The organism is Furfurilactobacillus curtus, assembly GCF_054657915.1.
Map to the genome: position 1 here is coordinate 333,824 of NZ_BAAHXU010000001.1, position 15,040 is coordinate 348,863.

General features: G+C 43.8%; 14 protein-coding genes. 1 reads left to right on the forward strand and 13 read right to left on the reverse strand.

Going from position 1 to position 15,040, the window contains the following annotated elements:
* Positions 1-18: 18 nt before the first annotated feature.
* The 9 genes from trmFO to ACYQ0Y_RS01855 form a co-directional block, all read right to left on the reverse strand.
* Positions 19-1,374 (reverse strand): FADH(2)-oxidizing methylenetetrahydrofolate--tRNA-(uracil(54)-C(5))-methyltransferase TrmFO, encoded by a 1,356-nt coding sequence (trmFO, locus tag ACYQ0Y_RS01815; RefSeq protein ID WP_407882324.1) that lies wholly within the window; start codon positions 1,372-1,374, stop codon positions 19-21.
* Between the two features lie 169 nt (positions 1,375-1,543).
* Entirely contained in the window at positions 1,544-3,634 is a 2,091-nt protein-coding gene (gene topA, locus ACYQ0Y_RS01820) for a type I DNA topoisomerase (protein ID WP_407882325.1), read from the reverse strand.
* 234 nt (positions 3,635-3,868) lie between these two features.
* Complete coding sequence (gene dprA, locus ACYQ0Y_RS01825) at positions 3,869-4,756, reverse strand: DNA-processing protein DprA (protein ID WP_407882326.1); 888 nt, start codon at positions 4,754-4,756, stop codon at positions 3,869-3,871.
* Between the two features lie 140 nt (positions 4,757-4,896).
* Positions 4,897-5,685, reverse strand: a complete 789-nt coding sequence (gene rnhB, locus ACYQ0Y_RS01830) for a ribonuclease HII (protein ID WP_407882327.1) — start codon at positions 5,683-5,685, stop codon at positions 4,897-4,899.
* Positions 5,678-6,550, reverse strand: a complete 873-nt coding sequence (gene ylqF / locus ACYQ0Y_RS01835; protein WP_407882328.1) for a ribosome biogenesis GTPase YlqF — start codon at positions 6,548-6,550, stop codon at positions 5,678-5,680. The genes rnhB and ylqF overlap by 8 nt, the downstream gene beginning before the upstream one ends.
* Positions 6,551-6,571: 21 nt before the next feature.
* Positions 6,572-6,793 (reverse strand): YozE family protein, encoded by a 222-nt coding sequence (locus ACYQ0Y_RS01840; protein WP_407882329.1) that lies wholly within the window; start codon positions 6,791-6,793, stop codon positions 6,572-6,574.
* A 25-nt stretch (positions 6,794-6,818) separates the two neighbouring features.
* Positions 6,819-7,454 (reverse strand): YpmS family protein, encoded by a 636-nt coding sequence (locus ACYQ0Y_RS01845; RefSeq protein ID WP_407882330.1) that lies wholly within the window; start codon positions 7,452-7,454, stop codon positions 6,819-6,821.
* Positions 7,455-7,472: 18 nt separating this feature from the next.
* Complete coding sequence (locus tag ACYQ0Y_RS01850; protein ID WP_407882331.1) at positions 7,473-8,420, reverse strand: SGNH/GDSL hydrolase family protein; 948 nt, start codon at positions 8,418-8,420, stop codon at positions 7,473-7,475.
* Between the two features lie 118 nt (positions 8,421-8,538).
* Positions 8,539-9,381 (reverse strand): DegV family protein, encoded by an 843-nt coding sequence (locus ACYQ0Y_RS01855; protein WP_407882332.1) that lies wholly within the window; start codon positions 9,379-9,381, stop codon positions 8,539-8,541.
* Between the two features lie 190 nt (positions 9,382-9,571).
* Between ACYQ0Y_RS01855 and trhA the strand changes: the two genes are divergently transcribed.
* The gene (trhA, locus tag ACYQ0Y_RS01860) at positions 9,572-10,216 is read left to right on the forward strand and encodes a PAQR family membrane homeostasis protein TrhA (protein ID WP_407882333.1); all 645 of its coding nucleotides are present in this window, start codon (positions 9,572-9,574) and stop codon (positions 10,214-10,216) included.
* A 71-nt stretch (positions 10,217-10,287) separates the two neighbouring features.
* On the opposite strand, the gene ACYQ0Y_RS01865 is transcribed toward trhA, so the two are convergent.
* The 4 genes from ACYQ0Y_RS01865 to ACYQ0Y_RS01880 are packed head-to-tail and all read right to left on the reverse strand — an operon-like array spanning position 10,288 to position 14,935.
* Positions 10,288-10,773, reverse strand: a complete 486-nt coding sequence (locus tag ACYQ0Y_RS01865; RefSeq protein WP_407882334.1) for a dihydrofolate reductase — start codon at positions 10,771-10,773, stop codon at positions 10,288-10,290.
* 17 nt (positions 10,774-10,790) lie between these two features.
* Positions 10,791-11,741: a thymidylate synthase gene (locus ACYQ0Y_RS01870; protein WP_407882335.1), complete on the reverse strand. Its 951-nt coding sequence runs from the start codon at positions 11,739-11,741 to the stop codon at positions 10,791-10,793.
* Positions 11,742-11,787: 46 nt separating this feature from the next.
* Positions 11,788-13,686, reverse strand: coding sequence for an ABC-F family ATP-binding cassette domain-containing protein (locus ACYQ0Y_RS01875; protein ID WP_407882336.1), 1,899 nt, complete (start codon positions 13,684-13,686; stop codon positions 11,788-11,790).
* 22 nt (positions 13,687-13,708) lie between these two features.
* Positions 13,709-14,935, reverse strand: coding sequence for a CCA tRNA nucleotidyltransferase (locus ACYQ0Y_RS01880; protein ID WP_407882337.1), 1,227 nt, complete (start codon positions 14,933-14,935; stop codon positions 13,709-13,711).
* Between the last annotated feature and the right edge of the window lie 105 nt (positions 14,936-15,040).

Below are 15,040 nucleotides of genomic sequence, written 5' to 3' on the forward strand. Positions count from 1 at the left end.
ACAAGCGATGAATCAGTCCTAATTAAGGAGGGTCATCGCAGTATCATTGGTATCAAAGGTCATGCCAATCTTTGGTAAGAAGTCATCAAGCACTGATAAAGCCCGCTTGGCAACTGCTGTGTTCCGTTCTCGTTTATCGCGGATTCGTTGTGGCAGACTTGGGACGATTCCAAAATTAGCATTCATCGGTTGGAATCGATCAGCGTCTGCGGAAGTAATGTAGTGTGCCATTGCACCAATCATCGTTGTTTCCGGAAAAATGATTGGTTCTTGACCTAGTGCCAATCGACCAGCGTTAATACCAGCAACAATCCCAGAAGCTGCACTTTCAATATATCCTTCCACCCCGGTCATCTGACCCGCAAAAAACAAATCCGCTCTTTGCTGGGTCTGATAAGTTGCCTGTAACAACTTTGGTGATTTCAAGAAAGAATTCCGGTGCATGACGCCATAGCGAACAAATGTCGCTTGTTCTAAACCGGGGATGAGTCGAAATACACGTTTTTGCTCACCCCATTTTAAATGGGTTTGAAACCCAACAATATTGTATAAATTTCCTGCCGCATTATCCTGTCGCAGTTGAACTACCGCAAATGGTCGCTTGCCTGTTCGAGGGTCCTCTAAGCCAACTGGTTTTAGTGGCCCATAAAGTAAGGTCTGTCGACCACGTTTAGCCATCACTTCAACGGGCATACAACCTTCGAAGACATCATTATCCTCGAAGTCATGGACCTCCGCTGTTTCAGCATGAATAAGGGCCTCATAGAAGACATTGTACTGTTCTTCATCCATCGGTGCATTCAAATAAGAAGCTTCGCCTTTATCATAACGAGATTTCAGATAAACAGTATCTAAATCAAGCGACTCTTTATTTAAAATTGGCGCCGCTGCGTCAAAGAAATGTAAGTCATCTTCACCAGTAAAATCTGTTATGGCTTTCGCTAAAGGACCAGCAGTTAATGGCCCAGTGGCAACAACCGTGATACCAGCGGGAATTTCCGTGACCTCACCACTGATAACCGTGACATTAGGTAATGCCTTAACTTCGGCGGTAATTTGTTCTGCAAAAGGTTGGCGATCAACAGCCAACGCTCCGCCAGCAGGCACAGCATTAGCATCAGCAGAACGCAAAACAACAGAGTTCAAACGGCGCATTTCTTCTTTTAACAAACCGGCCGCGTTACTAATTTGATTGGCTCGTAAAGAGTTTGTACAAACTAACTCGGCAAAATTACCTGTTTCGTGCGCTGGGGTCAATTTAGTTGGACGCATCTCATATAGGCGTACTGGTACACCCATTTTTGCAAGATGATAAGCTGCTTCACTGCCGGCTAACCCGGCCCCAATTACGTTAACAGTGGGCGTCGATTCCATGCTGAAAACCTCTTTCTCATATGTGCATATTTTTAAACGACTTAAGCGGATACAATTTGTATTGTAGGCTACTTTATTAAACATGTCACCTAACAGTCAGAAGAATCAAAAGCAGCTGTTCGTCAAAAGGCGAGCAGCTGCTTGATTAAGCCAACATATTTGATGGTGCTTATTTTTGCACAGCTTCTTCATAATCGCCATTTGGACAAACCACTTGTTTGCCGCCCTTGACCTTCTTTTCAACAAGAAAATGGCCATCTTTAGGACAATCACGACCGATTGGTTTATCCCACGAGACAAAATCACAATCCGGGAATCGCGAGCAACCATAGAAGATCCGGTTACGCTTGGATTTACGCTCAATGATCTGCCCTTCATGGCACTTAGGACAAATGACACCAATTTCTTTAACAATTGCTTTCGTGTTCCGACAATCTGGAAAACGTGAACAAGCAAAGAATTTGCCATAACGGCCCATTTTAACCACCATGGGTGCGCCACAAATATCACAATCAAAACCAGCCGGTTCATCTTTGATTTTGATTTTCTCCATGTTGGCTTCAGCTTTTTGAACTTCTGTTGAAAATGGCTTGAAGAATGAATCGACAACTTTGACCCATTCTTCCGAGCCCTTTTCAATTCCATCCAAACGCTTTTCCAGGCCTGCTGTAAATTCGACGTTTTCAATATCAGGGAAAAAATCAACAATAACGTTGTTAACAATCTCACCAAGTTCTGTTGGGACAAAACGGCGTGCATCCAACTTAACGTAATTGCGCCGTTGAATGGTATCCAACGTCGGTGCGTATGTCGATGGTCGACCAACCCCATTTTCTTCAAGCGCATGAATGAGGTTAGCTTCGGAATAACGTGCCGGTGGTTGAGTAAAGTGTTGTTGGGGGTCATTCTTGGTCATCTTGACCGTATCACCAACCTCCAGGTCAGGTAGGACATTGTCTTTATCAGCAGCCTGCTTGTAAACTTTCGCAAATCCAGCAAACTTCACTTTTGAACCATTAGCCCGAAATTGAACATCATTTTGATCAATGGTCACGGTCATCGTGTCCGATACTTCTGCCGTCATCTGTGAGGCCACGAATCGATTCCAAATTAGCTGATACAAACGGAATTGATCCTTGGTTAAATATTGCTTCATCTCAGCTGGTGTCCGAAAAACGCTAGTGGGGCGAACCGCTTCATGGGCGTCTTGTGCCCCTTCAGGCAATTTACCCTTAACCGGTTTGACCGCGGCATATTCACCACCAAACTTTTCGTGAATATACTGTGAAGCCTCTTGCTTTGCCACATGAGCAATCCGCGTGGAATCAGTCCGCATATAGGTGATTAACCCAACGCTACCGCCTTTACCAATGTTAATTCCTTCATACAGTTGCTGGGCGGCCATCATGGTCTTACGAGTTCGATAGTTTAATTGCCGATTGGCAGCCTGCTGCATCGTGGATGTCGTAAATGGTGGCTGTGGCAAACGTCGACGCTCTTTACGTGTCACGTCCGTTATGTTAAACAGAGCTTTTTGATCAAGTTGTTTTAAAACAGCTTGAACAGCCGCATTGTCTTTTAGATCAGCCTTTTTACCATGAGTTCCAAAAAAGCTAGCAGCAAACTTTGCCCGACCCTTTGCAAATTCAGAATCAATTGACCAGTACTCTACTGGCTTAAAGGCCTTAATTTCTTCTTCACGTTTAATAATCAGCGCTAATGCGACACTCTGGACTCGACCCGCAGATAACCCTTTTTTAACCTTTTTCCACAGAATTGGGGAAATGGAATAACCAACCAGGCGATCTAACACACGACGCGCCTGCTGAGCATCGACTAGAGCCATATCGATATCCCGCGGCTCCTTAAACGCATTTTTCACGGTGTCTTTAGTGATCTCATTAAAGACGACTCGATTCTTCTCTTTCGGATCTAGATTTAACAGATGTGATAAGTGCCACGCAATGGCTTCTCCTTCACGATCCGGGTCAGAAGCGAGGTAGATACGTTTAGCATTCTTCGCGTCTTTACGTAATTCCTTGATTGTATCGCCTTTACCACGAATAGAAATATAATGCGGTTCATAATTATGATCAACATCGACACCCATCTGAGATTTCGGTAAATCACGAATGTGTCCCTTGCTGGCAACTACTTTATAGTTCCGGCCAAGATACTTTTCAATCGTCTTTGCTTTAGATGGAGATTCGACGATGACCAAATTTTTTTTAACTTTTGATTTGGTTTTAGACGTCGCCATTAGGCCACTCCTTTTTAAAATTCATTTATGAATCATGACTACTTCTTCAGTCTATTTGACGTGCTTTTACAGTCAAATCTAAATCACCATACGTCACCGACCTAACTTCTGTCAAGAATTTCAGAATGGCCAGAACTAAATTTTAAGTGAAATCATGCCATAGTTTTGCAAATTAAGTCAAAAATTTTATTCTATTTTTCTTCTATATTATTGGTGAATTTACTTCATCGTCATTCACTCATCACGTAGCTCAGCCATTAATTCAGTGGCAGTTGTAATCGGGGTGGCTCCAGCTGAAATCAACGCATTACAACCTTGCGAGAGTGGATCGGTGATACGGCCAGGGACGGCTAATACATTGCGATTTTCTTGCAACGCAATGTTGGCCGTAATCAGGCTGCCCGAATGTTGCGCTGCCTCCGTCACTAATACAGCCTGGGATAAACCAGCAATGATTCGGTTGCGCTCAGGAAACCGAAATCTAGCTGGCGGTGTGCCAAGTGGGTATTCACTTATTACCAGTTGATGGGTCATTAATTCGGCCTGTAATGATTGATGTGCAGCTGGATAAGTCACATCTAAGCCGGTGCCGATCACTGCCACTGTGCTAGTTTCATATTGAATCGCCAACTGATGACTAAACGCGTCAACTCCTGATGCTAAACCAGAAATAATTGGCGGATGTGTTTGCTTGGTTAACAATGGTGGCAGTAGTCTTTTTAATGCCAAACGCGAATAAGCAGTCGCTTTTCTGGCGCCCACCACGGCTAGGCCAGCGCAAGACGTTAATTGCCAATTTCCGCGACTAAATAAAACCAATGGCGCCGCATACAATTCACGTAAAAACGGCGGATAATCAGGATCTAAAATTGTTGTGATTTTGCTGGTTGCTTGGTTAAGATCAATTTGATTAGCAAGCTTAACTGATTGCCAAAAGATCTGGGCTTGATGAAAATCATCAGTTGACCAATCTAAAACTTCAGCCACTCGAGCCAAAGTTAGCCTTGTATCGATATGTGAACGTAAGTAGGCCCATAATTGACGCCGTTTGGCTAAACCAATGCCGGGTAAAAAATGAAATTTAACGAGAAAATCACGATTTGAAGCAAATGGATCGTTCATTATTTTCGAACCACCAACTCTTGAATTCAGCCGATCGCTGTATCAAAACATACGTTAAACCACCTAAAAAAAATCAAAAAAAAACAAATAAGACTGACCTTTCAACGATTGTCAGTCTTAACTGAATTTTATTCGACTTGCTACCGCAAGGCTTTGGCAACTGGACTAAAGGAACGACGATGAATTGGCGTTACACCAAGATCATCGATCGCCTGTAAATGCGCTTTAGTCCCATAGCCATCATTTTGTTGGAAATGATAACCAGGATAAACGCGATCATATAAAGACATCAAATGATCGCGATAAACTTTGGCCACGATGCTGGCCGCACCAATGCTGACAGAACGGGCATCACCTTTGATCAACTTTTCTTGTGGGATTGGCACATCGATTTGCATGGCATCAATCAATAATTGATCTGGCGTCTGTGCTAATGACAACACAGCATCTCGCATAGCGACACGTGTTGCCTGATAAATATTTAACTCATCAATTTTTTGGGGTGAAGCTACGCCAATACTGACCTGACGACACTGCGCTAAAATCTGCGGATATAAGACTTCACGGGTTGCTGCCGATAATTGTTTAGAGTCATTGACAGCAGTTAAATTAAAATCAGTCGGTAATTCAATCGCGCACGTTACAACGGGGCCGGCCAGTGGTCCACGACCAACTTCGTCAATACCGACGACATGCTGACGCCCTTTAGACCAAGCCATCCGTTCCAATAACCAGTGCTCTTCGAACTGCGTCTGCGCTTGAATTGTCATTTCCAGCCGGTGTTTGGTGACCGTTAAATAACGTTGAACACCTTTACGAGGATCTTGATATAATGCTACCAACTGCGGATCATCCAGCGCCGTAATCTGGTCTAGCTGTGCTTTAATTTGGGCGATTGTCTTGTGTTTATCGGTTTCCGAGTCACTCATCATCTGCGGCTCCTTGTGTCATTGTTGGTACTGTATCAAATGTAAACCGACCAATTTTTCCCTTTCGCAAATCAAAAATAAGTCGTTCACTGCCGCGATCGTAATCATCTTTAAATCCGAGACGGTGGGTGATGGCGAGCAAAACATCAACATTTGTCGCGTCAAGTTCCTGGGTACTTAAATGATACCGATCAGTTAAACGAGTCAACTGATCTTGAGAGCGCATAAATTCAATTGCCGTCAAGGCAATATCATCCTTAGCAAATAATGCATCCTTAATTGCTCCGGTTAAGGCTAATTTTTGTCCCACTTGCGGGTCCTCAAATTTAGGCCATAAAATTCCTGGAGTATCCAACAGTTGCAAGTCATTGCCCGCCTTTAGCCATTGCTGCTTTTTGGTCACACCGGGACGATCGCCAGTAATCGCCACTTTTTTATTAACTAATCGATTGAGCAACGTGGATTTACCAACGTTGGGGATGCCAGCAACCACGGCACGGATGACCCGTGATTGAATCCCTTTTTCGGCGGCATGTGCTTGCTGAACTTTCAAAACTTGACGCGCCGCTTTAGTGAGGTCACCAACCAATTTACGATCGTTGACATCGACAGCTATCGCAGGTTGGTGATGCGCTTGATAATAACGCAGCCAGGCTGCTGTCTGACGTGGATCAGCCAAATCGCTTTTTTCTAAAATTAATAACCGCGGTTTATTAGCTACGATCTCGTCTAGCTCCGGATTTCTAGAAGATTCTGGAATCCGTGCATCGACTAATTCAAACACGATGTCGATGACTTTTAAATTTTCTCGTAGTTGTCGAAGGGCTTTGGCCATATGACCAGGGAACCACTGAATCTGCGCCATCACTGCACCTACTTTCCCTCTTTACATTTCCGACTCTAAGTATTGATGCCACGCATCATCAAACACATCCATACTTGGTAAATAATTACCATTTAATTCAAAATATCGTGATAAATCATCAAAATTCGTTGCTTGTTTTGGAAATGCTTGATCTAAAAACGCATTATTGGCAAATTGGGCAACAGGCTCATAACTGGATGGATTTCTTTTCGTCATCAAGAACTGATAAAAGCTACGTCGCATGAAAACTCCTTTCATGAAAAAATTGTTACTTAACCTCTTTATTAAAAGCTGCTTGTGGAATGCCCGCTTTAAAGATATACGTACCACTATTAACATCCAATGTTTCAGCGCGGACAGTTAGCGATCGTTTAGGTCCGATTTTACCTAAATCAAGGTTGACCGTATTGTTTTTGGCATCAGCAGTGACACCCTTAGGAAATTGGTAATGGCGCGCCACAAATGTCATCACGAAATGAACCGGTAAAGGCAATCGACCTATGGCCATCCTTGTGGCATGCAACTTAATGTTGCCTTGCTTTGTGACCGTTGGATCCATAATCAAACCATACGTCAGATTAGCCCCCAGAAATTTGGTTTTTCCATATAACATCGCGTGTTTGTTAATAACAAATCGGTAATTGTACTTGTTATTCTTAGTATGGTTAATGTAATAATCGGCCAACGCATTCACCTGTTTGGTATTCAATTGTACCTGAAATGTTGCGTTAGATTGCTGGACTGGTTGTGTAACTTCCACTGGTTGGGAAATTGGGGCCGTCGCTTCAAAACCAACCCATAAACCAATGATGATCATCAATCCCGCCAGAATCAAAGTTGCTGTGCGCCAACCGTTATGCGAATGTGTTTTTTGGGGTGACGCTTGTTGACTTCTTTGTGCCACGTGAGACTCTCCTTTATTTTATGGGCGCCATTGTTGATGCTGCTGCATTGTTTTATACAATACGTTGGTCATTTGTGTATAACCGGTGTAATTTGGATGAAAATGATCTGCTGGTGACAGATATTTATTCAATTCGCCATCTGGATTCGTCATCAGCGATTTTTCAACCGTTTGACCATTAACACCATTCTTATTCACTTGTGCATCTTTGGTTGCAAGGGCGGCGCGCTTCTCGACCGTATCAAATTGTCCGTAAGACAAGCGCTGGTTAATGTCCATAAAATACAACCGGGCAAACGGCTTACCAACTGATTTTGTCGTTTGATTAAATTCGTTGATATAAACATTGAGCTGCGGCACGTTCGCAAAGTAAACATACACTGGATTGTAGATACTAAACAAAAAGATCGGAGCGGTTGGATTTAACGATCGAACCTGCGTCAGCAGACTGGTCAATTTAGCAGCATAAGTCCGCTGTGTATTGGCGACTGCAGTATCCATTTTTGCGATGCTAGTTGAGCCATCAGCTGTCGCTGCTTGAAAGCCTTGCATCAGGTCGTTACCGCCCACCGTCATCACGATCGCATCAGCAGATTTTACCTTCTTCTGCATTGCACTGGAAGCCGTTAAACGGGCCTGAATTTGGTCCGAGCGATCGCCGGCCTTACCATAGTTACTAGTTGTCACCGCTAAATGGTCTTTTTTAATGAGTTGTTGTCGAATTTGCCCAACATAACCACCTTGTTTACGTTGATCGCCAACTCCTTGGGTTAATGAATCGCCTAAAGCAACTAAACGAACTGATTTGGACTTAGCCGGTCGTTTACGAATCTTTTTCATTGTTGAAGGACGTGTCTGTGCATTAATCGAAACTTGGTTACTCTGAAATAGCCACCAAGACGCTAAACCCGCCACCGCCGTTGCAACAACTAGTAATGTGGTAATTAAGATTTTAAATCGTTTCATAAATACCCTCCCGCCAGCGGTTGTTTTAAAAAAGGTTAAGCCCTGACCGCTAGTGATTCACGATCTCGCTCAACCTCTTGAATCATGTTAAGTTTGTTTGCGCCAGAATTTCTGCCGATTAATCAGTATAATACATCAGCGCGAAAGCCCCTTGACCAGCATGGGTTGAAATAATCGAGGCCGTTTGACGAACCACAATTGGCACATCTGGAAAGAGTTGTCTAACATGCTCGGCAATTTGATTAGCCGTGTCCGGCGCACCCGCATGAGAGATCCCGACACTGGCGACATGTCCAGCCGCCTGCATATCGGCATACGCTTCGTTTAAAAATTTGGTGATCGTTTTCATACCCCGGCCTTTTGTCGTTACTTCAATTTGGCCTTTGATGACTTCCAGGCCTACTTTAATATTTAATAAGTTAGAGACCAAACCAACAGCCCGACTGATGCGACCACCAGCAACTAAATTATCCAACTTAATCACGCCCATGAATAGCCGTGAATGATCACGAACGTTGACTGTTTCCGAAATGACCTCATCCAGACTGGCACCAGTAGCTGCTAATTTAGCCGCGGCCAGTACCTGAAAAGCTAAACCGCGGTCTGTCGTTTGTGAGTCGAGCACGGTTACGTCGCTACTAGAAAGCTGGGCAGCCTGCCGAGCGGCCTCCACTGTACCAGAAATAGAGGCCATCATATTGATGCTTAAAACTGGTGATCCATCTGCTCCCAATTGATCAAATACTTCCACGAAGCGACCTAATGGCGGTTGACTAGTTTTTGGTAACGCTTTAGCAGCGACCATTTTCGTCATAAACTCTTCATTAGTGATCGTCTCTCGTTCTACATAAACGGTACCATCGATCATGACTGAGAGTGGGATGATCGCGATATCATACTGGCTGATTTCCGCTTCAGTTAACCCCGCTGAAGAATCAGTAACGATTTTTACATTCGGCATAACAATTAATCCCACGCTTTCTCCCTGCAATCTTCACTGTATTCCATGCCGTGCTACAATGAAAACTACGAAACAATTAGTACGATCAGTATACCAAATTTTCTGACACTTTTCAGACTTCTCACATTTTATGGGTTATCTTTGACATTTCACAAGAAAATAAAACGCATCAATTTTTTGGAGGCAACTTATGGAACACCCTGTACATTCACGTGCCTATGAAATCGTAAATGAAATTTTTAATGCGACCACTCACGGTATCGGCTTCGGCTTAGCCATTGCTGGTCTCGTTATTTTAGTCGTTCGTGCTGTTCATACCGGTTCATCCTTACGTGTGACAACCTTTGCCATTTATGGCAGTATTCTTGTCTTGTTCTATTTAGCCTCTACCCTGTTTCACGCCTTGATTTTTACTCGCGCCAAACACCTCTTTCAAATTTTCGACCATAGTGCAATCTATCTACTCATCGCAGGCACTTATACCCCTTATTGCCTGCTAGTAATTGGTGGTGCTAAGGGTTGGTGGATTCTCAGTGTGATTGTCCTGATGGCTATCTGTGGCGTCATCTACAAAGCACTGTGGCTAGGCCGCTATAACGTTATTTCAACCGTCATTTACGTGGTCATGGGCTGGATGTGCGCCCTTGCCTTTCCCCAACTCTATCATGGTTTAGGCCCGACCGGATTCTGGTTATTAGTCAGTGGCGGCGTTGCATTTACCGTTGGCGCTATCATTTATAGTTTTCAAGACATTCCGTTCGGACATGTGATCTGGCACCTGTTCGTGATGCTGGGAACCATTTTAATGTATTTCTCAGTTTTGTTATATGCATAGTCGTCAACGTCAAACGCCCGCACCAATGTCTTATTTGCATTGGCGCGGGCGTTACCGATTCAGGTTTAGAATTAAATGCGTTCATAAGTTTCAAACCGATATGGCCAAACGTTCTGATCGTCCACTGGATGGACATCCACGTTTGTTAAATGCCAATCAGCAGCATCAATCGTTGGCATTTTGGTATCACCACTAAAGGATGCATCAATGCGGGTAACGAGTAAACGATCCGCTTGTGGCATCAGGGCTTGGTATAGTCGGACACCGCCGATAACAAACAATTGCTCATTGTGATGCTGTCGCAAGTATTGCTTCAACATGGCTAGGTTACGCATCAAAAGCACGCCAGCTGGCGCCGATAACGTCGCTGAAAGCACCACATTGGTCCGTTTTGGCAGTGGCCGGCCAATTGATAAAAAGGTTTGTTTACCCATAATCACAGTCTGACCAGTTGTTTGCTGGCGGAAAAATCGTGCGTCAGCGGGTAAATGCCAAGGCAACTTACCTTGGTTTCCAATCACGTGGTTTTCATCTTCGGCCCAAATTAATGTTAACATTGCCCCGCCTCCTTGCTTTAAACAGCGACAGGAGCTTTAATCGCCGGTAATGGATCATAATTTTCAACTTTAATATCTTTCATATCGTAATCAAAAATACTCTCTTTATCGTCGTTAAGCCATAATGTCGGCGCCGCCTTAGGTGTACGTGACAACTGTTCAGCAACTTGGTCTAAGTGGTTCAAATAAATATGGGCGTCGCCTAACGTGTGCACAAATTCGCCAACTTCCAAATGACACTCTTTGGCAATCATTGAGGTTAGCAGGGCATAACTAGCAATATTAAATGGCACGCCTAAGAAAATATCTCCTGATCGTTGATACAGCTGACAGGATAACTTTCCGTCCGCAACATAAAATTGGAACAACGTGTGACACGGTGGTAAGGCCATAGTTGGCACATCTTCAGGATTCCAAGCTGAAACAATCAGTCGACGTGAATCTGGATGGGTTTTGATCATTTCAATCACATCCCCGAGTTGATCAATCGTCTGACCAGTCGATGTTTTCCATTTACGCCATTGTGATCCATAAACCAACCCGAGTTCACCAAAACGCGCCGCAAAAGCATCATCAGTCAAAATTAGGTCATCAAATCGTTTTTTCTCTGACTGATAGGCAATGTTAAAATCTGGATCAGATTGGCTTCGCCGACCAAAATTCGTCATATCTGGGCCCTGATATACATCACTATCAATATATCGCTGAAACGCCCACTCATCCCAAATGTGATTTTTATGCTCGAGTAAATAGCGGATATTAGTATCCCCGTGTAAGAACCACAATAGCTCGCTTTTAATGAGGCCGAAGGGGACTTTTTTGGTCGTTAATAAGGGAAACCCCTCACTCAGATCAAAGCGCATCTGATAGCCAAATGTTGATCTGGTTCCTGTACCCGTGCGATCTGTCTTCACATTTCCGTGCTCATAAACATACCGTTCTAGTTGTAAATAGGCATCTTCTAGCATTGTGCGGCTCCCTTTCGTCTCCATCCATCAGTAGTTAAATTAGTCGCTAAACAAACTGGCTCAAATACTCCCATCGTTCCATGGCGGTGGTCAAATCAGCGTCCACTGTTTCAAACTGATGTTGCAGCTCGGCTAATTTACCATAATCAGAACCGTTTTCTGTCATGGCTTGGTTAATCGTTGTCTTTTGCTGCTCCAACTCATCAATTTTGGCTTCAATTCCATCCCACTCTTGCTGTTCCTTGTATGTGAGTTTGTGTTTTTCAGATACTGGCGACGGTGCCCCAGATTCACGATGATCAGTGTGAATAGCAGTCGAAGGTGCCGACTGCTTCGTTTGAACTTGGGCTTGCTGACGAACTAAATAATCTGTAAAGCGTCCATTAAAGCGTTCAATTTGACCATGACCGTCAAAAATCAACAATTGATCGGCCACTTTGTCTAAGAAGTAACGATCATGGGATACCGTGATAACAGTGCCCGCAAAATGACTTAAATAATCTTCTAAGACAGTTAATGTACCAATATCCAAATCGTTGGTTGGCTCATCTAAAAATAACACATTTGGTTGACTCATGAGTAATTTAAGTAAGTATAACCGACGCTTCTCACCACCTGACAATTTACGGATCAATGTACCATGCATGAACCGTGGGAATAAGAATTGTTCTAACAAATTGGTCGTGCTAATCTCATTGCCATCGACATCACGAACCGTTTCGGCAACTTCATTAAGATAATTAATCACGCGCTTGTCGCCAGGAATTGGCTCTGTTTGCTGGGTATAATACGCTAATTTAACAGTCTCACCAATGGTAACCGTGCCACTATCCAATGGTAACCTGTGTGCAAGCACGTTTAACAAGGACGTCTTACCTGCACCGTTTTTACCGGTAATCCCAATTCGATCGCGGGCTTGAATGAGCAAATTAAAATCGTTCAAAATTTGGTGCTGCCCGAGGACTAAATTTGCGTGCTCCACGTTAATGACTTTTTTACCCAACCGCTGTTGACCCAAATTAATGTCGACATCGTCATCAGTCTGAGCGGTGTGCAAGTTATCTTTCAACTCGTTAAAATGGTTCACACGGGCTTGCTGTTTGGTCCCCCGCGCTTGTGGCGATGTCCGCATCCACGCCAACTCTTTTTTATAGAGTTGCGTTTGCTTACGGTCAGCGTCTAACTCATGGGCGACCCGATCTGCTTTTTGCGCAACAAAAGCTTGATAATTACCTTCGTATTCATACAGTTGACCAAACGACAGCTCAAAGATCCGAGTTGCCACGGCGTCTAAGAAATAACGATCATGCGTGACGACGAGCACCGCACCACGATAACTTGCTAAATATTTTTGTAACCAATCAATCGAGTCAAAGTCTAAATGGTTCGTCGGCTCATCCAACAACAACAGATCAGGCGCCTGAATCAAGACTTGGGCTAAGCCGACGCGCTTTCGTTGACCACCCGATAATGTGGCCACCGGTTGATGCAAATCAGTAATATGCAATTGACTTAGAATTGTCTTCACATTACTTTCAGCAAGCCAAGCATCCTCCTGATTCATTTTTGCTTCTGCCTGCGTGTAACGATTCAACGCAGCTTCATCATTTGGCTGCGCACCAAAATCAGCAAGTGCCTGTTCGTAAGCCCGAATCGTGGCAAAAACCGGTTGAGCGCCGGCGAAGACGGCGTCCAAAACTGACAATTGATCATCTAATTCTGGTATTTGCTTTAGATAACTAATTCGGTAATCATTCGGCGTGTCAATCTGACCTGAGTCTTGTGGATCGATCCCAGCCAGCGTATTCAACAGGGAAGTTTTACCACTGCCATTAGTTCCAATAAGACCAATTCGATCAGTCTCACCAATTAAAAAGGAAACTTGATTAAATAAGGTTTTCTCACCATAATTTCTTGTTAAATCTTCTGCTCGTAAAGTTTGCATAGCTTCCTTATCACCTGTTATTTCATTCTGATGCGTTAGCGGATTTTTGCTGTTCGATAACCTGCGCAACTAAAGCCGCGTGATCATTTTTCACTTCGCCTGCTAGTACCGTATCGACTAATTGATCAAGTGTCTGACCAATTGCTGGCCCAGGCGTCATACCTAGACCCTGTATTAGATCTTTCCCCGTTATGGCCAATTCACGGGTATTTCGAATCGGCAACTTATCATAGACTTCAAGCCACTGATTGGGATCTTCAGGACCATAACCACTATAGCGGGCAACATTAGTCCCTGCACGGATGGTTCCAGGGTCTAGATCAAATAACAATCGTGGTTTTACCCGATGATACTGTTGCGCATACGTTAGATGTAACGCCATTACCACTGCTTTAATAATGTGATTAGCTGTCTTCCAAACTTGCAAGAATTCGACCGTATCTTGATAGGAAAGCCCTAAATGCAAGGCGACCAATGTCCAAACTTCGACCTCGTCGGTCATTTGCAAATGTGGCAAAGTGGCAATCGTTGATAAATCAATCGTATGACCAATAAAACCAGGACAATAATCCGCTAATTTAGTTTGAATCATCAAGCTAAGGCCGCGTTGGGCGGCCGGACCAATCATCATTTTGACGAATTCTTCATGAATACGTTCAACTGCAATTTTGCTTAAGAGTGGCGCATGATCTTTAATTGCTTTTTGTGTTTGTGGTTCGATCGTAAAGTTCAACTGACTTGCAAAGCGTACGGCCCGCATCATCCTTAATGCATCTTCACCGAATCGTGCTTCTGGATCGCCGACCGCCCGAATAATTTTAGCTGCGAGGTCATCTAGGCCATGAAACAAGTCCACGACTGTTCCGTCTTGCTTGAGTGCAAGGGCGTTAATCGTAAAATCGCGGCGCTTTAAATCATCAGCTAATTGCCGAACGAACGTGACTTCATCAGGTCGTCGATAATCCTGATAACCGGATTCGGTCCGAAAAGTGGTTGTTTCATAACCATTGCCGTGATCTAAAACCATGACAGTTCCATGTTCAATTCCCGTATCGACCGTTCGTTTAAATAAGGCCTTAACCTCTTGTGGATAGGCACTCGTGGCGATATCGACATCATGGATTGGTTTGCCTAAGATCGTATCGCGAACCGAACCACCCACGAAGTAGGCTTCATACCCAGCTGATTCTAATTTAGTTAGAATGGGCTGAGCGTTTTTAAATTCTTCTGGTAGTTGTGCCAAACGCATACCACCGCCTCCTATATATTGATTAATCTTCAATTTAAATTCACTAATTAACGTAACTATTTTTTCGATAATCGCATCATGCTTCTGTCATATCTTAGCAGAAAT